The sequence below is a fragment of the Escherichia sp. E.sYA108 genome (genome assembly GCF_011754335.1).
Lineage (GTDB): Bacteria > Pseudomonadota > Gammaproteobacteria > Enterobacterales > Enterobacteriaceae > Escherichia > Escherichia coli.
In genome coordinates this window covers 2,289,800-2,307,848 of record NZ_JAAQVZ010000001.1, presented here as the reverse complement: position 1 = coordinate 2,307,848, position 18,049 = coordinate 2,289,800, and the positions used below count along the sequence as shown (strand labels likewise).

17 protein-coding genes are annotated in these 18,049 nt (G+C 50.2%); 10 read left to right on the top strand and 7 right to left on the bottom strand.

Annotated features, from left to right (window positions below; all coding sequences use genetic code 11):
* The first annotated feature begins 44 nt into the window (after window positions 1-44).
* From HBM92_RS10785 to ynjE, 8 genes are all read left to right on the top strand, one after another.
* Window positions 45-755: a TVP38/TMEM64 family protein gene (locus HBM92_RS10785; RefSeq protein WP_001304313.1), complete on the top strand. Its 711-nt coding sequence runs from the start codon at window positions 45-47 to the stop codon at window positions 753-755.
* Between the two features lie 4 nt (window positions 756-759).
* Window positions 760-1,437 carry a lipoprotein YdjY gene (gene ydjY, locus HBM92_RS10780; RefSeq protein ID WP_000939207.1) on the top strand — a complete coding sequence of 226 codons (678 nt, stop codon included), beginning with the start codon at window positions 760-762 and terminating at the stop codon, window positions 1,435-1,437.
* Window positions 1,438-1,450: 13 nt separating this feature from the next.
* Entirely contained in the window at window positions 1,451-2,158 is a 708-nt protein-coding gene (locus HBM92_RS10775) for a TVP38/TMEM64 family protein (protein WP_000977153.1), read from the top strand.
* Window positions 2,158-2,706: a carboxymuconolactone decarboxylase family protein gene (locus tag HBM92_RS10770; protein ID WP_000524076.1), complete on the top strand. Its 549-nt coding sequence runs from the start codon at window positions 2,158-2,160 to the stop codon at window positions 2,704-2,706. The genes HBM92_RS10775 and HBM92_RS10770 overlap by 1 nt, the downstream gene beginning before the upstream one ends.
* 9 nt (window positions 2,707-2,715) lie before the next feature.
* Entirely contained in the window at window positions 2,716-3,882 is a 1,167-nt protein-coding gene (locus tag HBM92_RS10765) for an ABC transporter substrate-binding protein (protein WP_001215364.1), read from the top strand.
* Window positions 3,855-5,390, top strand: a complete 1,536-nt coding sequence (locus HBM92_RS10760) for an ABC transporter permease (RefSeq protein WP_000224927.1) — start codon at window positions 3,855-3,857, stop codon at window positions 5,388-5,390. The genes HBM92_RS10765 and HBM92_RS10760 overlap by 28 nt, the downstream gene beginning before the upstream one ends.
* Window positions 5,390-6,043 carry an ATP-binding cassette domain-containing protein gene (locus tag HBM92_RS10755; protein WP_001304311.1) on the top strand — a complete coding sequence of 218 codons (654 nt, stop codon included), beginning with the start codon at window positions 5,390-5,392 and terminating at the stop codon, window positions 6,041-6,043. Before HBM92_RS10760 ends, HBM92_RS10755 begins: the two co-directional genes overlap by 1 nt.
* A gap of 66 nt (window positions 6,044-6,109) precedes the next feature.
* Entirely contained in the window at window positions 6,110-7,417 is a 1,308-nt protein-coding gene (gene ynjE, locus HBM92_RS10750) for a thiosulfate sulfurtransferase YnjE (protein WP_001304310.1), read from the top strand.
* 8 nt (window positions 7,418-7,425) lie between these two features.
* Here the strand turns inward: ynjE and HBM92_RS10745 are convergent, their stop codons facing one another.
* Window positions 7,426-8,046, bottom strand: coding sequence for a CDP-alcohol phosphatidyltransferase family protein (locus HBM92_RS10745; protein ID WP_001298224.1), 621 nt, complete (start codon window positions 8,044-8,046; stop codon window positions 7,426-7,428).
* An 86-nt stretch (window positions 8,047-8,132) separates the two neighbouring features.
* Between HBM92_RS10745 and nudG the strand changes: the two genes are divergently transcribed.
* Window positions 8,133-8,540 carry a CTP pyrophosphohydrolase gene (gene nudG / locus HBM92_RS10740; protein WP_000781864.1) on the top strand — a complete coding sequence of 136 codons (408 nt, stop codon included), beginning with the start codon at window positions 8,133-8,135 and terminating at the stop codon, window positions 8,538-8,540.
* Here the strand turns inward: nudG and HBM92_RS10735 are convergent.
* Window positions 8,506-8,778, bottom strand: coding sequence for a YnjH family protein (locus HBM92_RS10735; protein WP_000085248.1), 273 nt, complete (start codon window positions 8,776-8,778; stop codon window positions 8,506-8,508). The two genes, nudG and HBM92_RS10735, sit on opposite strands and share 35 nt — an antisense overlap.
* Window positions 8,779-9,013: 235 nt before the next feature.
* On the opposite strand from HBM92_RS10735, the gene gdhA reads away from it, so the two are divergent.
* Window positions 9,014-10,357, top strand: coding sequence for an NADP-specific glutamate dehydrogenase (gene gdhA, locus HBM92_RS10730; RefSeq protein ID WP_000373044.1), 1,344 nt, complete (start codon window positions 9,014-9,016; stop codon window positions 10,355-10,357).
* Window positions 10,358-10,412: 55 nt separating this feature from the next.
* On the opposite strand, the gene HBM92_RS10725 is transcribed toward gdhA, so the two are convergent.
* The 5 genes from HBM92_RS10725 to selD all read right to left on the bottom strand — a co-directional run bounded on the left by HBM92_RS10725 (window position 10,413) and on the right by selD (window position 18,036).
* On the bottom strand, window positions 10,413-12,356 hold the full coding sequence (locus tag HBM92_RS10725) for a J domain-containing protein (RefSeq protein ID WP_000995914.1): 1,944 nt from the start codon (window positions 12,354-12,356) through the stop codon (window positions 10,413-10,415).
* On the bottom strand, window positions 12,353-14,053 hold the full coding sequence (locus HBM92_RS10720) for an Hsp70 family protein (protein ID WP_000583405.1): 1,701 nt from the start codon (window positions 14,051-14,053) through the stop codon (window positions 12,353-12,355). Before HBM92_RS10720 ends, HBM92_RS10725 begins: the two co-directional genes overlap by 4 nt.
* 69 nt (window positions 14,054-14,122) lie before the next feature.
* Window positions 14,123-14,923, bottom strand: coding sequence for a hypothetical protein (locus tag HBM92_RS10715; protein ID WP_000750708.1), 801 nt, complete (start codon window positions 14,921-14,923; stop codon window positions 14,123-14,125).
* A gap of 118 nt (window positions 14,924-15,041) precedes the next feature.
* Window positions 15,042-16,988: a DNA topoisomerase III gene (gene topB / locus HBM92_RS10710; RefSeq protein ID WP_001235780.1), complete on the bottom strand. Its 1,947-nt coding sequence runs from the start codon at window positions 16,986-16,988 to the stop codon at window positions 15,042-15,044.
* Between the two features lie 4 nt (window positions 16,989-16,992).
* On the bottom strand, window positions 16,993-18,036 hold the full coding sequence (selD, locus tag HBM92_RS10705) for a selenide, water dikinase SelD (RefSeq protein ID WP_001298241.1): 1,044 nt from the start codon (window positions 18,034-18,036) through the stop codon (window positions 16,993-16,995).
* Window positions 18,037-18,049 lie beyond the last annotated feature (13 nt).

Sequence of the window (18,049 nt, the reverse complement as noted above, 5' to 3'; positions counted from 1 at the left end):
CTGACCACTTCTCTATTATCAAGTTTGATATAGGAAACTCCACGATGAACGCTGAGCGTAAATTTCTTTTAGCCTGTCTTATTTTTGCGCTGGTCATTTACGCTATCCACGCTTTCGGTTTATTCGATCTGCTCACCGATTTACCCCACTTACAGACACTCATTCGCCAGAGCGGATTGTTCGGCTATAGCCTCTATATTCTGTTATTCATCATTGCCACCCTCTTTCTGTTACCAGGAAGCATACTGGTGATCGCGGGAGGAATAGTTTTTGGCCCGCTCTTAGGGACACTACTATCATTAATTGCCGCCACGCTGGCCTCCTCGTGCTCATTCCTGCTGGCGCGCTGGCTGGGACGTGATTTACTGCTGAAATACGTTGGCCATAGCCATACCTTCCAGGCCATTGAAAAAGGCATTGCGCGTAACGGTATTGATTTTCTTATTCTGACCCGCTTAATACCGTTGTTTCCTTACAATATTCAAAATTACGCTTACGGATTAACCACAATCGCCTTCTGGCCTTATACCCTTATTTCGGCACTCACGACCCTACCCGGTATTGTTATTTATACCGTGATGGCAAGCGATCTCGCCAATGAAGGCATTACGCTGCGCTTTATTTTACAACTCTGTCTGGCGGGCCTGGCGCTGTTTATTCTCGTCCAGCTCGCAAAACTCTACGCCCGACACAAACATGTGGATCTGTCTGCTTCTCGCCGCAGCCCACTTTCTCACCCAAAAAATGAAGGATAGAACGATGTTGCAACATTATTCAGTGTCATGGAAAAAAGGACTGGCTGCACTCTGCTTACTGGCTGTTGCTGGGCTTAGCGGCTGCGATCAAAAAGAGAATGCGGCTGCAAAAGTGGAATACGACGGACTTTCGAACAGCCAACCGCTGCGTGTCGATGCCAATAACCATACGGTAACCATGCTGGTGCAAATTAATGGTCGTTTCCTCACCGACGACACTCGTCACGGTATTGTGTTTAAAGATGGCTCCAACGGACATAAATCGCTGTTTATGGGTTATGCGACCCCGAAAGCATTTTATGAAGCCCTGAAAGAGGCAGGTGGTACGCCGGGCGAAAACATGACGATGGATAATAAAGAAACGACTCATGTCACAGGCAGCAAACTGGATATTTCGGTCAACTGGCAAGGGGCGGCAAAAGCGTATTCCTTCGATGAAGTGATTGTTGACAGTAATGGCAAGAAACTGGACATGCGCTTTGGCGGTAATTTAACGGCAGCAGAAGAGAAGAAAACGGGTTGCCTGGTGTGTCTGGATAGCTGCCCGGTCGGCATCGTCAGCAATGCAACATACACTTATGGTGCGGTGGAAAAACGCGGCGAAGTGAAATTCAAAGGCAATGCCTCAGTTCTCCCGGCGGATAACACGCTGGCAACGGTTACCTTTAAAATCACCGAATAAAGCAGGATAACGGATGATGAAGATGCAATCGCGTAAAATCTGGTACTACCGTATAACCCTCATCATCCTGTTGTTCGCTGTGCTGCTGGCATGGGCGCTGCTTCCCGGCGTCCATGAGTTTATCAATCGCAGCGTTGCGGCGTTTGCCGCCGTGGACCAACAGGGTATAGAACGCTTTATTCAGTCTTACGGCGCACTAGCGGCAGTTGTCTCGTTCTTGTTGATGATTTTACAGGCCATTGCTGCACCGCTACCTGCGTTTTTGATCACCTTTGCCAATGCGTCGCTGTTTGGTGCGTTCTGGGGCGGCTTACTGTCGTGGACCAGTTCGATGGCCGGCGCGGCGCTGTGCTTTTTTATCGCCAGAGTGATGGGCCGCGAAGTGGTGGAAAAATTAACCGGCAAAACCGTACTTGACAGTATGGACGGCTTTTTCACTCGTTACGGCAAACACACCATCCTGGTATGTCGGTTATTGCCTTTTGTCCCTTTCGATCCAATCAGCTATGCTGCCGGTTTGACTTCAATACGTTTTCGCTCGTTTTTTATCGCCACCGGGCTTGGTCAATTACCGGCGACTATTGTTTATTCCTGGGCGGGCAGCATGTTAACAGGCGGTACTTTCTGGTTTGTCACCGGACTGTTTATTCTGTTTGCCCTGACCGTGGTGATTTTTATGGCGAAGAAAATATGGCTTGAGCGCCAGAAGAGGAATGCCTGATGGGTTTACCGCCGCTTAGCAAAATTCCTTTCATTTTACGTCCGCAGGCGTGGCTGCATCGTCGCCATTACGGCGAGGTGCTAAGCCCCATTCGCTGGTGGGGGCGGATCCCGTTTATCTTTTATCTGGTGTCGATGTTTGTCGGCTGGCTGGAGCGCAAACGCTCACCGCTCGATCCGGTAGTACGATCGCTTGTCAGCGCGCGCATTGCGCAAATGTGCCTGTGTGAGTTTTGCGTGGATATCACCAGTATGAAAGTCGCCGAGCGTACCGGCAGCACCGATAAACTGCTGGCAGTGGCTGACTGGCGGCAAAGCCCGCTCTTTAGCGATGAAGAACGGCTGGCGCTGGAGTACGCCGAAGCCGCAAGCGTAACGCCGCCAACGGTCGATGATGCCCTGCGCGCCCGACTGGCTACGCATTTTGACGCTCAGGCGCTCACCGAACTGACGGCATTGATAGGCCTGCAAAATCTGTCAGCCCGTTTTAATTCTGCCATGGACATTCCCGCTCAGGGGCTGTGCCGTATTCCTGAAAAACGTTCTTAAGGAGAGAAGATGCGCCATTGTGGGTGGTTGCTGGGATTGTTATCGCTGTTTTCTTTGGCAACACATGCCAGTGACTGGCAGGAAATAAAAAATGAGGCCAAAGGACAAACCGTATGGTTTAACGCCTGGGGCGGCGATACCGCAATTAACCGCTATCTCGACTGGGTTAGCGGCGAGATGAAAACCCATTACGCTATAAACCTGAAGATTGTTCGTCTCGCGGATGCCGCAGACGCGGTGAAACGCATTCAGACCGAAGTTGCTGCCGGACGTAAAACGGGCGGTTCGGTGGATCTGCTCTGGGTGAACGGCGAAAACTTCCGCACCTTAAAAGAGGCCAATTTATTACAAACGGGCTGGGCGGAGACTCTGCCCAACTGGCGCTATGTCGACACACAGCTTCCGGTGCGGGAAGATTTTTCAGTGCCTACAGAAGGGGCTGAATCGCCCTGGGGCGGCGCACAACTGACGTTTATCGCCCGCCGCGATGTTACGCTACAGCCACCACAAACGCCGCAAGCCTTACTGGAGTTTGCTAAAGCCAATCCCGGCACGGTTACCTATCCGCGCCCACCGGACTTTACCGGCACGGCGTTTCTTGAACAGTTGCTGATTATGCTAACGCCAGATCCCACAGCATTAAAAGAAGCGCCGGACGATGCGACTTTCGCCCGCGTCACTGCGCCCTTGTGGCAATATCTTGATGCACTGCATCCGTATTTATGGCGCGAAGGAAAGGATTTCCCGCCTTCGCCCGCGCGGATGGATGCTCTGCTGAAAGCTAACACATTGCGCCTGTCGCTGACCTTTAACCCTGCACATGCGCAGCAAAAAATCGCCAGCGGCGATTTGCCTGCAAGCAGTTACAGTTTTGGTTTTCGCGAGGGGATGATTGGCAACGTCCATTTCGTCACCATTCCTGCCAACGCGAATGCCAGTGCTGCGGCGAAGGTAGTTGCCAATTTCCTGCTCTCACCCGATGCGCAACTGCGTAAAGCAGATCCCGCTGTCTGGGGCGATCCTTCTGTTCTCGATCCGCAAAAACTGCCTGACGGGCAGCGCGAATCATTGCAATCGAGAATGCCGCAGGATCTGCCGCCTGTACTGGCTGAACCGCACGCAGGTTGGGTAAATGCGCTGGAACAAGAATGGCTACACCGTTACAGTACGCATTAATCTTTTTGCTGTGGGCGATGATGGCGGTGATTTATGCACCGCTGATCCCGGCAGCTCTGACGCTGATATCGCCTGCTTTGTCGTTGACGCACTGGCAGGCGTTATTTGCCGATCCACAGTTACCGCAGGCATTACTGGCAACGCTGGTGTCGACAACCATTGCGGCGGTCGGGGCGTTGTTGATTGCCCTGCTGGTGATTGTGGCGCTGTGGCCAGGGCCGAAATGGCAGCGTATGTGCGCCCGTCTGCCGTGGCTGCTCGCCATTCCCCATGTGGCTTTTGCCACCAGCGCCCTTCTGATCTTTGCTGACGGAGGGCTGCTTTATGACTATTTCCCGTATTTCACTCCGCCAATGGACAAATTGGGTATTGGGCTGGGCCTCACCCTGGCGGTAAAAGAAAGCGCATTTCTGCTGTGGATCTTAGCGGCAGTATTGAGCGAAAAACGGCTGTTGCAGCAACTCATTGTGCTGGATTCGCTGGGCTACAGCCGCTGGCAATGCCTGAACTGGCTGCTGTTGCCCTCCGTCGCGTCTGCGTTAGCAATGGCGATGCTGGCGATTGTCGCCTGGTCGCTGTCGGTCGTGGATGTGGCGATTATTCTTGGGCCAGGTAATCCCCCGACGCTGGCGGTAATTAGCTGGCAGTGGTTAACTCAGGGCGACGCCGATCAACAAACGAAAGGTGCACTCGCCAGCCTGCTGCTGATGCTGTTACTCGCCGCCTACGTTTTGCTGGGCTATCTGCTATGGCGTGGCTGGCGACGTACTATTCCCCGCGTAGATGGCGTTCGTAAGCCTGCCACGCCTTTATTGCCAGGCAATACGCTGGCGAGTTTTTTACCCTTAACCGGTGTGCTGTGTGTGGTTCTGCTGGCGATCCTCGCGGATCAGTCGACGATCAATAGTGAAGCGCTCATCAACAGCCTGACAATGGGGCTGGTGGCGGCATTCATCGCTTTGCTCCTGTTACTGCTGTGGCAGGAATGGGGGCCACAGCGTCGCCAGTTGTGGCTATGGTTGCCCATTTTATTACCCGCTCTGCCTCTGGTGGCGGGCCAGTACACGCTGGCGCTATGGCTGAACCTGGATGGAAGCTGGACGGCGGTGGTCTGGGGGCATCTGCTGTGGGTAATGCCGTGGATGCTGTTTATCCTGCAACCCGCCTGGCAGCGCATTGATTCACGGTTAATTTTGATTGCGCAAACACTGGGCTGGTCGCGGGCCAAAATCTTCTTTTACGTAAAATGCCCACTCATGTTGCGCCCTGCGCTGATTGCCTTCGCGGTGGGATTTTCAGTCAGTATTGCGCAGTATATGCCGACGCTGTGGCTGGGCGCGGGGCGTTTTCCGACGCTCACCACTGAAGCGGTGGCATTAAGCAGCGGCGGCAGCAACGGTATTCTCGCCGCCCAGGCTTTATGGCAACTGCTGTTACCGCTTATTATTTTTGCCCTGACCGCGTTAGTCGCAAAATGGGTAGGTTATGTCAGACAAGGACTCCGCTAATGCTCTGCGTGAAAAATGTTTCGCTACGTTTACCAGAAAGCCGCTTGCTGACAAACGTTAACTTTTCAGTAGATAAAGGTGACATTGTCACGTTAATGGGACCATCCGGCTGCGGGAAATCCACTCTGTTTTCGTGGATGATTGGTGCGCTGGCCGGACAGTTTTCTTGTACAGGGGAGCTATGGCTTAATGAGCAACGGATTGACATGCTACCCACCGCACAGCGTCAGATTGGCATTCTTTTCCAGGATGCACTGTTATTTGACCAGTTCAGCGTCGGGCAAAATTTACTGCTGGCGCTACCGGAGACATTTAAGGGGAATGCCCGACGTAATGCCGTGAATGATGCACTTGAGCGTTCAGGCCTTGACGGAGCGTTCCATCAGGATCCTGCCACTTTGTCTGGCGGTCAGCGAGCGCGCGTTGCTCTGCTGCGCGCCCTTCTCGCTCAGCCAAAAGCGTTGCTACTGGATGAGCCATTCAGCCGTCTTGATGTGGCCCTGCGCGATAATTTTCGCCATTGGGTGTTCAGCGAAATTCGCGCCATGGCGATCCCTGTTGTGCAGGTGACGCACGATCTTCAGGATGTTCCTCCTGATAGCCCCGTTCTGGATATGGCGCAGTGGTCAGAAAATTACAACAAACTGCGATAACGCAAAGTTTTTCCCGATGCGTCAGTTCAGAATGGCGCTCTCAAAACTACAATGTCGGGATTTTCGATGAAACGTGTTTCTCAAATGACCGCGCTGGCAATGGCTTTAGGGCTGGCTTGCGCTTCTTCGTGGGCCGCTGAACTGGCGAAGCCTCTTACACTTGACCAGCTTCAACAACAAAATGGCAAAGCGATTGATACTCGCCCCAGCGCGTTTTATAACGGCTGGCCACAAACCTTAAATGGCCCTTCCGGTCATGAACCTGCCGCCTTAAACCTCTCTGCTAGCTGGCTCGACAAAATGAGCACCGAACAGCTCAACGAGTGGATCAAGCAACATAACCTGAAAGCCGATGCCCCGGTGGCGCTGTACGGTAATGACAAAGATGTCGACGCCGTCAAAACGCGACTGCAAAAAGCAGGTTTTACGCATATCTCCATCCTGAGTGACGCGCTAAGCGAACCTTCCCGTCTGCAAAAACTGCCGCACTTTGAACAGCTGGTATATCCGCAGTGGCTGCATAACCTGCAACAAGGTAAAGAGGTTACGGCGAAACCTGCCGGTGACTGGAAAGTCATTGAAGCGGCCTGGGGCGCTCCAAAATTTTACCTTATCAGCCATATTCCCGGCGCTGACTACATCGACACCAACGAAGTGGAAAGCGAACCGCTGTGGAACAAAGTTTCTGATGAACAACTGAAAGCGATGCTGGCAAAACACGGCATTCGCCATGACACCACGGTCATTCTGTACGGGCGTGACGTATACGCTGCAGCGCGTGTGGCGCAAATTATGCTTTATGCCGGCGTGAAAGATGTGCGCCTGCTGGACGGAGGCTGGCAAACCTGGTCCGACGCGGGTCTGCCCGTTGAGCGCGGAACGCCACCGAAAGTGAAAGCGGAACCGGATTTCGGCGTGAAGATCCCGGCACAACCGCAACTGATGCTTGATATGGAACAAGCGCGTGGACTGCTGCATCGCCAGGATGCATCGCTGGTGAGCATTCGTTCGTGGCCAGAATTTATCGGTACGACCAGCGGTTACAGCTATATTAAACCAAAAGGTGAAATAGCCGGAGCACGTTGGGGACACGCAGGTAGCGACTCGACGCATATGGAAGATTTCCATAACCCGGATGGCACCATGCGCAGCGCCGATGATATAACCGCTATGTGGAAAGCATGGAATATCAAACCAGATCAGCAAGTTTCATTCTACTGCGGCACTGGCTGGCGCGCGTCAGAAACCTTTATGTACGCACGCGCAATGGGCTGGAATAACGTCTCCGTTTACGACGGTGGCTGGTACGAATGGAGCAGCGATCCAAAAAATCCGGTAGCAACCGGTGAACGCGGCCCGGACAGCAGTAAATAACATTGCAATTACTGACGCTGGAGCGACTTCAGCGTCAGATACCCACTCCACACCCGCGTAAAGGTCGTCATCCAGCACAACGCACCAAATACCCACGCAAACCACGGAAAACAGGCCGGAAAGAGGCAACTCAGAACAAACAGCAAAATCGTCTCGCTGCCTTCGGTTAACCCGCCCAGATAATAAAACGATTTATGCGCATAACCGGGATTATCAATCTGATGTTTCGCCGCCAGCGCAGCAAAAGCGAGAAAACTGCTTCCCGTGCCGATAAACGCAAACAGCAGCCAGCCGCCTGCCAGGGCGTTTTGCTCCGGTGCGGCGAGGATAAACCCAAAAGGCACCAGCGCGTAAAAAAGAAAATCGAGAGAAATATCGAGAAAGCCGCCCGCGTCGGTAAGCCCTCTGCGCCGCGCCAGCGCACCGTCCAGACCATCAAGCAGCCTGTTCAACAAAATGACGATTAGCGCCGCCAGATACCAGCCCAGCGCCAGAAAAGGCAGTGCCAGCACGCCGATGGCAAATCCCACTAATGTTAAACCATCTGGCGTAATGCCCGGTTTATCAAGAACCCGCACGCACTGATGCAACAACGGTTTAATCCGGGGATGAAGATGGCGGTCTAGCACAGGCACTCCTTAAATATAAAACCTTTCTGATTGAGCAACAGTGCGGATATTATGGCATTTTTCGCTTATCTGCCCGTGTGTAATTTATGAAAATGATTGAAGTTGTTGCCGCCATCATCGAACGTGATGGCAAAATTTTACTCGCGCAACGCCCTGCCCATAGCGATCAGGCGGGATTATGGGAGTTTGCCGGTGGTAAAGTCGAGCCGGATGAAAGCCAGCGGCAGGCGCTGGTGCGTGAGTTAAACGAAGAACTGGGCATCGAAGCAACTGTTGGTGACTATGTTGCCAGCCATCAGCGAGAAGTTTCGGGGCGGATTATCCATCTTCATGCCTGGCACGTACCCGACTTCCACGGGACGTTACAGGCACATGAACATCAGGCGCTGGTCTGGTGCTCACCTGAAGAGGCGCTGCGATATCCGCTGGCCCCTGCTGACATTCCATTATTAGAGGCGTTTATGGCTTCACGCGCCGCCAGACCAGCGGATTAGTGCTTAGGGTTTTGTCATCCCGTTGGCATTGCAGCAGTATTCCTTCGGCTTTAATTACTGCCCCTTCAGAATAATTTTGATCCTGATAAACGCAGCACTGAGTACAGGGCTGCGCTGACTGCCCGCCTGAACTGAACACTTCTGGCGGTACGTTTACCTCCACGTCCGGATGATAATGCGGGTTAGCCAGTGTAATTAATGGAAATGCTAATACTACGGCGATCAATGCTCGACTCACAGGGAACTCCTTAACGTTATTGTCTCTTCTACAGATAACGGTAGCCGGGCGGCAAAACTTTAGCGTCTGAGTTATCGCATTTGGTTATGAGATTACTCTCGTTATTAATTTGCTTTCCTGGGTCATTTTTTTCTTGCTTACCGTCACATTCTTGATGGTATAGTCGAAAACTGCAAAAGCACATGACATAAACAACATAAGCATAATCGTATTAATATATAAGGGTTTTATATCTATGGATCAGACATATTCTCTGGAGTCATTCCTCAACCATGTCCAAAAGCGCGACCCGAATCAAACCGAGTTCGCGCAAGCCGTTCGTGAAGTAATGACCACACTCTGGCCTTTTCTTGAACAAAATCCCAAATATCGTCAGATGTCATTACTGGAGCGTCTGGTTGAACCGGAGCGCGTGATCCAATTTCGCGTAGTATGGGTTGATGATCGCAACCAGGTGCAGGTCAACCGTGCATGGCGTGTGCAGTTCAGCTCTGCCATCGGCCCGTACAAAGGCGGTATGCGCTTCCATCCGTCAGTTAACCTCTCCATTCTCAAATTCCTCGGCTTCGAACAAACCTTCAAAAATGCCCTGACTACTCTACCGATGGGCGGTGGTAAAGGCGGCAGCGACTTTGATCCGAAAGGGAAAAGCGAAGGCGAAGTTATGCGTTTCTGCCAGGCGCTGATGACTGAACTGTATCGCCACCTGGGCGCGGATACTGACGTTCCGGCAGGTGATATCGGCGTTGGTGGTCGTGAAGTCGGCTTTATGGCGGGGATGATGAAAAAGCTCTCCAACAATACCGCCTGCGTCTTCACCGGTAAGGGCCTTTCATTTGGCGGCAGTCTTATTCGCCCGGAAGCTACCGGCTACGGTCTGGTTTATTTCACAGAAGCAATGCTAAAACGCCACGGTATGGGTTTTGAAGGGATGCGCGTTTCCGTTTCTGGCTCCGGCAACGTCGCCCAGTACGCTATCGAAAAAGCGATGGAATTTGGTGCTCGAGTGATCACTGCGTCAGACTCCAGCGGCACTGTAGTTGATGAAAGCGGATTCACGAAAGAAAAACTGGCGCGTCTTATCGAAATCAAAGCCAGCCGCGATGGTCGAGTGGCAGATTACGCCAAAGAATTTGGTCTGGTCTATCTCGAAGGCCAACAGCCGTGGTCTGTACCGGTTGATATCGCCCTGCCTTGCGCCACCCAGAACGAACTGGATGTTGACGCCGCGCATCAGCTTATCGCCAATGGCGTTAAAGCCGTCGCCGAAGGGGCAAATATGCCGACCACCATCGAAGCGACTGAACTGTTCCAGCAGGCAGGCGTACTGTTTGCACCGGGTAAAGCGGCTAATGCTGGCGGTGTAGCAACATCGGGCCTGGAAATGGCGCAAAACGCTGCGCGCCTGGGCTGGAAAGCCGAGAAAGTTGACGCACGTTTGCATCACATCATGCTGGATATCCACCATGCCTGTGTTGAGCATGGTGGTGAAGGTGAGCAAACCAACTACGTGCAGGGCGCGAACATTGCCGGTTTTGTGAAGGTTGCGGATGCGATGTTAAGCCAGGGCGTGATTTAATCGTTATTACAATCGTCTGGTTTTCCTTATAACCAGACGATTTTCCCTGAGTTAATTAAATCCTTAGCAGACGTTTGCAATTTGCAGCCGTTTGTTCTGCATCCTGAATATCCTGTTCAGACATTAAGCATCGCAACGCATCTTTTTCAATCCAGGGGTTGTTATTTCCGGCAATTGTTAGCCACATCCATGCTTGTTTATTATCAATTTTAGTGCCCGTCCCCTGAGCATACATTGCCGCAGTCTGGTGCTGCGCTTCGGTCGCCCCTAAACGCGCCGCTTTTTCGTACCAGTGCAGCGCATGATTTTCATCTTTTGCGATATATTTTGTACCGTACAGATACATTTCAGCTAACAAAAATATCGCCTCTATTCGACCACGCTGCGCTGCACCAGTAAGCCATTGAGTAGCCTCTGCGTTATTTTCAGGATCATCATTGTTGGTTAAATAATATTTCCCCAATTCATACATGGCATCCCCTGCCCCATCTGCCCCATTTTTTGCTGCTTTGGTAAACCAGTACAGCGCTTTTTCCTGGTCCTGTGGAATACTCTCACTTCCGCTATACAACCTGGCAGTATGATATTGCGCATGTAAATATCCCTGTTCTGCTGATTGCAAAAACCAACGATGGGCCTGAACCTCATCGCGCTCCACGCCAATCCCTTGTATATACATTTGTCCCAACTCATACTGGGCAACCTCATGTCCTTGTGTGGCGGCAGATAAATACCACTGCAATGCTTCTTCATAATTTCGTAATGGCTCAACAGCAAAGCGTGAGATACGGGCAAGCTCATATTGCGCAGATGTGTTGCCATTTTGGGCAGCAAGTAAAAACCATTTTCGTGCCTCACAAATATTCTTATCCGTGCCCCTTCCATCGCTATACATGATACCCAGCGCATACAGAGCATCGATAACATTATGCTGCGCGGCGCGGGTAAACCAGTTAAAGGCTAATTTTAGATCCTGTGAAACCTCATCACCTTCGTAATACATTTTGCCAAGAGAATACCAGGCTAGTGAATAGCCTTGCTCTGCAGCATGTAAGCAGGACTGGTATACAGAAGATGGATAATAAAAAAGACCTTTTAATTTTATGGCATTTAGCAGCTTTTTATATCCACTATGATGTTGCATTGCTAAATTATTGAAGCGTTCTGTTAATTTCCACTTGCGAATCATTTTTTCTTTTCGCAAGGAATATGATAAACACTCTATTAACAATGCCATATAGTTGTCTGATAGTTCAAATTCAGCAACTTTATTTAATACTGCGATATCAAACCATTTCAGGCTCTCTTCATTATCCTTTAATGATTGATAAATCGTAGCCATTTCCTTCCCGTTTTCCATTTCTTCCAGTGGAGACAAGTTACTGGCAAAGAAAGGGGTAATTTGTTTTTCGATGCGATAATAAAGAAGACAACTTTCGTTAATTTCTGTCTGGATTACGGGTTGACGACTGCCTGCGACTAAATGCCATCTGAACGTTTGTGCTGCAGCGAGAGTTAATAATGGCCGGAATACCCGATGAAGATGCAGTAATAACGTTTCTTCAAAGCACATTCGTGAGCTGAGATCTTTTTTCTCAAGGAAAGATAACGCCTTAGCAAGTTGCATGGGGGCGTGTTCGGGGGTTGCTTCATTCTCCTCACAGAGCATATCCAGCACGGCTCGCCAGGTGAATTCCCCCTCTGATTTAATAGTGACATCAGGAAGTGGATGACCAGAAAAGGTGTTGGGTGCGCGAAATGTCATCACAGGACGAGGATGAACAATACCCCTGGACATATTGATCGGTTGCTCTTCTTCCTCTTCTTGCCACTGATCTTCGTCGTCATAACGTAAAGCCTGTTCATAAGCATCGTGCAATTGTTGCCAGGCTGCGGGATCATCTTCCGGGCGGCAATTTTTTACCAGTTGCGCATAACGACGCTTAATATCTCGTTCTTCCGCACCTGGTTGTAAAGCTAATATTTCCCAGCAGTTCATTGCAGACGTTCTCTTTCCAGAGAGTCTAATGTAGGTTCAACTTTAGTCCGAAAATCAGCAAGTTGATCAGGATCCTGCTTCTCGAGTAGATAACTGAAATGACGGGAGCAATTGCTTATCCAGTCTCGCGTTTCCGCCAGGGTGAGTTGATAGAGATTATCAAGACGGGCAATAAAGGCCTGGTTTATCTGTTCATCGCGTGGGTGAATTTTTAACAGGCTTAATTTGGACAACGACTGCTGTATTTGTTCTGCCGTTAATGCCCCTGGATTCTGTTCAATAACCAGACTATTTTTAGCACCTGTCAGTGGCACGCTGATATCGACATCAAGAATACCGTTAATGTCGTACGTAAAACGAACATCAATACGCACATCACCGGCCGGTTTTGGCGGAACATTCACTGACAACTCCGCAAGGAAAATATTATCAGCCACCATCCTGCTTTCACCCTGGTAGATTTTAAAATTAACCTCTGTTTGTTGATCATGTGCCGTGTAAAAGGCACGAACGCGACTACAAGGAATACTCCTGTTACGCTCAATAACGGGTGCAAAATAGCCTGATTCGCGGGTATGCCCCAGCGATTTAGAGGTATCAACGCCAAGCGTATAAGGGCAAACATCAGTCACTACAACATCTCGTAATTCGCTGTGCCGCGCTTTAAGTGCTGCCTGAATAGCCGCGCCCTGGGCAATGACTTCATCCGGGTTTAAATGCATTGCCGGTATACGACCAAATAATCGTGTCACAAGTTTGCGAATCAGTGGCATACGTGTAGTGCCACCCACAAGAACAACCTGGTCTAATTGGCTAAAATTAATTTTGGCATCGCGAATTGCCCGCTCCAGTGGCATATGGATTCGTTCGAAAAAGGTCTGTAATAAAAATTCAAATTTTTCTGTAGTCAGATGCCAGTAATATCGCCTTCCTTCAATCTCCACACTGAAAGTGGCTTCATCTCGCACACTCAGCACGCGTTTGACACGCTCAGCCTCGATGCGTAAATGCCGCTGGAGTGTCGGTTCACGCCATTCAATATTTTCAGGAAGATCCCGACGTGAGCAATATGCATCGATCAGGATATCGACAATATCTTCACCACCTAAAAAGTTATCCCCGGCACTGGCACGTACTTCCATAATATTGTCAAACAACTCCAGTATGGAGACATCAAACGTACCACCACCTAAATCGAATACCAGAAATTGATGTTCATCATCCTTATTATGCAAACCATACGCCAGTGCAGCGGCGGTTGGTTCGTTAATTAAACGTTCGACATTTAAGCCTGCCATTGTCGCAGCGGCTTTTGTTGCTTTACGTTGCATATCACCAAAATATGCGGGAACGCTAATCACCGCTTCAGTGACTTCTTCGCCCAAATAGTTTTCTGCATCTTCTTTTAGCTGACGTAATATCAACGATGAGAGTTCTTCCGCACGAAATTCCCGTCCGCCCAGTTTTAACGTCTTTGATGTGCCCATCATGCGTTTAAAATTTGATGCGCAGTTTTGTGGTTTGATGAGTTGCAGGTCACGAGCTGCCTCCCCTGTCAAAACCATACCATCTTCGTCAACACAAACTACGCTGGGTGTTAAAAACTTACCTAACGCATTGGGGATCAGTTCACTTTGTCCATTTCGCCAGACAGCTGCCAAACTGTTAGTTGTACCCAGGTCGATACCGATAATCATCGTAATTCTTTTTAATATCCTTATAAAATAATTGTTTTAAATGGTGGTATTTAAACCACCATTTTGTTCTTAATTTTTGTATAAAGACCAGGTACGTTCTAGTATTTTTAATGCAGCAGGTAACTGCTCAATCATTTTACCAGAAACTTCATAATCGCTTTCTTTGTTGTTTAATGGATTAACAGCAACGTAGGAAATCGTTGATGTTGGCTTAATTATTTTAAAAACTTCCTTTGCAGATTCACCATAGATGAAAGGTAACTTTGAATTAATAGAGATTTCTTGTTTATCGACCATAAACCTGGTAATAGCAGAGAAATGAGTCTCCCCATGACTTATAACATAGCCTTTCGGAACGTTAATTTCTTTCAGCTCAGGAATATACTGAACATAAAACTGTAAATCTTTCACATAGCAAAATTTTGCACTACTATCATTATTCTTCGATTTACGGTTTTCGCATTCCATTTCCCATGAAAATAGTCCGTCTCCGATGTAACCTGCAACTACGCGTCCATGACTTAAATGGTATGCAACGCCGTCAACAGTGCCTTGCTCTTCTGAAGAAAAACTGAATTCTTTATTTTCTTCATTATACGGACTGATAGAACAAACTATCTTTCCTTGAGGAAAAATTGGTCTTTTGGTGAATAACATATCCTCCGACAAAATGGTAAAACCATCAATGGTGGTAATTGTTTTTTTAATTAAATACTCACTGCAATTGACTTCCTTTAAGGCTTCTTGTTTTTGAGCCCATGATAATTCTGCAGTTGTTAATTTACGATAAAATTTTTCAGTGTAACTTTCAGCCGCCGCAAAGTGTGACAGTGACGATAAAACAATAATTCCCATGAATGTTTTTTTCATGTATATATCCTTATAGGTATGCTTATCAAATAATTCAATGGAAGTATATCGATAAAAATAAAGCCGAACATGTTAATAAACATACTCGGCTTTATTTTCGGAATTACACCCCTATTGTTCAGTCACGCTTAACTGTAGCATCCTTTTTCTGCGCAGTTTTTTTGACCCTTTTTTTCACGTCTTTATTTTTCTCGTCTCCGTTCCTTGGTACCACAATTCCTTTAAACCGTCTGACCGGAGTGCTACGAGCCTGATCAATCAACTGGTACAATGTCCCCACCAGCGGCTGCATAAAGTCCTGATAGCGACACTGCTTTTCGCTGATTTGCGTCAGCACCGATTCCCAGTGCGCGGTCATGTCCGGTCGCGTCGCCATTTCTGGCAGCGAATGGAATAGCGCTTTTCCGGCGTCGGTGGAGTGGATATAGCGCCCTTTTTTGGTCAGGAAGCCTCGCTTGAACAGCAGTTCAATAATCCCGGCGCGAGTCGCTTCTGTCCCCAGACCATCGGTCGCACGAAGGATCTTTTTCAGATCTTTGTCCTGCACAAAGCGTGCGATCCCGGTCATCGCCGAAAGCAGTGTTGCATCGGTAAAATGGCGTGGCGGCTGGGTTTGCCGCTCTACCACTTCACCTTTTTCGCACAACAATTCATCGCCTTTCGCCACCACAGGCAGCGGCGTGCCGTCGTTTTCTTCATCGCGCTCTTTGCTGCCTAACAGCGTGCGCCAGCCTGCTTCAGCAAGAAAACGGGCTTTAGCGACAAATTTGCCTTTGGCAATGTCCAGTTCGATAACACACTTGCGGAACACCGCATCCGGGCAGAACTGCATCAAATACTGACGGGCAATCAGGTTATAGACCTTCGCTTCGTTCTCCGTCAGGTTGATCGCAGAACTCCGTGCGGTCGGAATGATGGCGTGGTGCGCATCGACCTTTTTGTCATCCCAACAGCGGTTGCGTATATCTGGATCTACCACTGGCTGCGGCAACAGATCCGGTGCATGAACGCTGATAGCATTCATCACCGCGTGGCGTCCGGCAAAATGTTCTTCTGGCAAATAGCGGCAATCGGAACGCGGATAAGTGATTAGCTTGTGCGTTTCGTACAGCTTCTGGCAGATATCAAGCACGTTCTGCGCGCTCAGACCAAAACGTTTAGCCGCTTCAATCTGCAACGCCGAAAGCGAAAAAGGCAGCGGCGCGGATTCTGATTCCCGTTTATCGTTATAGCTGGTGACAATAGCTGGTTGACCACTAATGCGGTTAACCACATGCTCCGCCAGTGGACGATGTAACAAGCGCCCTTCTTCATCCTGGTACGGTTCACACGCTTCGCTCGGTTGCCAGATAGCGGTAAACCGCTCATCTGCAGGTGTCACGATATGTGCTTTGACTTCAAAGAAGTCTTTCGCCACGAAGTTTTCAATCTCTTCGTCGCGGCGCACCACCAGTCCGAGTACGGGCGTCTGCACGCGTCCCACGGAAAGCACGCCCTGATAACCGGCATTGCGGCCGAGAATGGTATACGCACGGGTCATATTAATGCCGTACAGCCAGTCAGCCCGCGCCCGCGCCAGTGCAGAAACGCACAGCGGTACAAACTCGCTATTGGAGCGAAGACGATCGATCGCCCGCTCAACCGCCTGCGGGTTCAGGTCGTTTATCAAACAACGCTGTACCTGCTGGCGCTTTTCCGGTGCTAGTTGCAGGTAGTCCAGCACTTCATCCACCAGCAGTTGCCCTTCGCGATCCGGGTCTCCGGCGTGAACGATTTCGCTGGCTTCATGCAGGAAGTGTTTGATGACATTAAGTTGTTTAGTCACGGAGGGTCGGGGCTGTAATTGCCACTTTTCCGGGACAATTGGCAAATCCGCAAGATTCCAGCGCGCATAGCGGCTGTCGTAGGCGTCTGGCTGCGCCTGCTCAAGCAGGTGACCGATACACCAGGTCACCACCTGACCATTACCGCACTCGATAAAGCCATCGCCTTTCCGGTGCGGTTTAGGCAGGACATCAGCAATGGCGCGCGCCAGACTCGGTTTTTCGGCAATAAACAACCGCATTGAATTAACGGATCTCAACCATGGCACGACCGCCGCGCGCTGGCACCAGTTCGCCAATCGCCGTCAGTTCAATGCCAAACTCGGCGGCTGTAGCTTTGACCTCATTTTCTGCTTCCGGCATGACCGCCAGCAGCAAACCGCCAGAAGTTTGCGGATCGCACAGCAGATCGCGCACTTCACGCGGCATTTCACCCATCAGATGACCGTAGCTGGCAAAGTTACGTTCGGTGCCGCCAGGCACTGCGCCCAACTTAATGTACTCTTCAACCCCCGGCAATTTCGGGATCGCGTCATAGTCGACGCGCGCCTGCACACCTGCGCCCTGACACATTTCGCTTAAATGCCCCAGTAAACCAAAACCCGTAACGTCGGTCATCGCTTTTACGCCTTCGATGTTGGCAAAGGACGCGCCTGCGATGTTCATCCGGCACATCACTTCCGTCGCCAGTCCCTGATGTTCTGGTTTCAGCAGTGATTTTTTCTCAGCCGTGGTAAGAACGCCAATCCCCAGCGGTTTCGTCAGGAACAGTTTGCATCCGGCTTGTGCGGTACTGTTTTTCTTCACCCGCTCGGTCGGTACGATCCCCGTTACCGCCAGACCAAAAATCGGCTCCGGCGCATCGATGGAGTGACCGCCAGCCAGCGCAATCCCCGCCTGACGGCATGCATAGCGTCCACCTTCGGTCACTTCGCGGGCAATTTCCGGGGAAAGTTTGTTAATCGGCCAGCCGAGGATCGCAATCGCCATAATCGGTTTGCCGCCCATAGCAAAGATATCGCTGATGGCGTTAGTCGCCGCAATGCGGCCAAAATCGAAAGGATTATCAACGATCGGCATAAAGAAGTCGGTGGTACTGATAACGCTGGTGCCATTGCCCAGATCGTATACCGCCGCATCGTCGCGGGTTTCATTACCCACAAGCAAATTCGGATCAACAAACTTCGCCTGCTCACTGTGCAGGATGGTTTCCAACACTTTTGGGGAAATTTTACAGCCGCAACCAGCGCCGTGGCTGTATTGGGTCAAACGAATCGAGTTCTCGCTCATGGACATCTCCTGT

Bases quoted from the DNA above. Each gene is read 5' to 3' on its own strand.
- HBM92_RS10785 (WP_001304313.1), top strand. From the start codon at position 45: ATGAACGCTGAGCGTAAATTTCTTTTAGCCTGTCTTATTTTTGCGCTG.
- ydjY (WP_000939207.1), top strand. From the start codon at position 760: ATGTTGCAACATTATTCAGTGTCATGGAAAAAAGGACTGGCTGCACTC.
- HBM92_RS10775 (WP_000977153.1), top strand. From the start codon at position 1,451: ATGATGAAGATGCAATCGCGTAAAATCTGGTACTACCGTATAACCCTC.
- HBM92_RS10770 (WP_000524076.1), top strand. From the start codon at position 2,158: ATGGGTTTACCGCCGCTTAGCAAAATTCCTTTCATTTTACGTCCGCAG.
- HBM92_RS10765 (WP_001215364.1), top strand. From the start codon at position 2,716: ATGCGCCATTGTGGGTGGTTGCTGGGATTGTTATCGCTGTTTTCTTTG.
- HBM92_RS10760 (WP_000224927.1), top strand. From the start codon at position 3,855: ATGGCTACACCGTTACAGTACGCATTAATCTTTTTGCTGTGGGCGATG.
- HBM92_RS10755 (WP_001304311.1), top strand. From the start codon at position 5,390: ATGCTCTGCGTGAAAAATGTTTCGCTACGTTTACCAGAAAGCCGCTTG.
- ynjE (WP_001304310.1), top strand. From the start codon at position 6,110: ATGAAACGTGTTTCTCAAATGACCGCGCTGGCAATGGCTTTAGGGCTG.
- nudG (WP_000781864.1), top strand. From the start codon at position 8,133: ATGAAAATGATTGAAGTTGTTGCCGCCATCATCGAACGTGATGGCAAA.
- gdhA (WP_000373044.1), top strand. From the start codon at position 9,014: ATGGATCAGACATATTCTCTGGAGTCATTCCTCAACCATGTCCAAAAG.
- HBM92_RS10725 (WP_000995914.1), bottom strand. From the start codon at position 12,356: ATGAACTGCTGGGAAATATTAGCTTTACAACCAGGTGCGGAAGAACGA.
- HBM92_RS10720 (WP_000583405.1), bottom strand. From the start codon at position 14,053: ATGATTATCGGTATCGACCTGGGTACAACTAACAGTTTGGCAGCTGTC.
- HBM92_RS10715 (WP_000750708.1), bottom strand. From the start codon at position 14,923: ATGAAAAAAACATTCATGGGAATTATTGTTTTATCGTCACTGTCACAC.
- topB (WP_001235780.1), bottom strand. From the start codon at position 16,988: ATGCGGTTGTTTATTGCCGAAAAACCGAGTCTGGCGCGCGCCATTGCT.
- selD (WP_001298241.1), bottom strand. From the start codon at position 18,036: ATGAGCGAGAACTCGATTCGTTTGACCCAATACAGCCACGGCGCTGGT.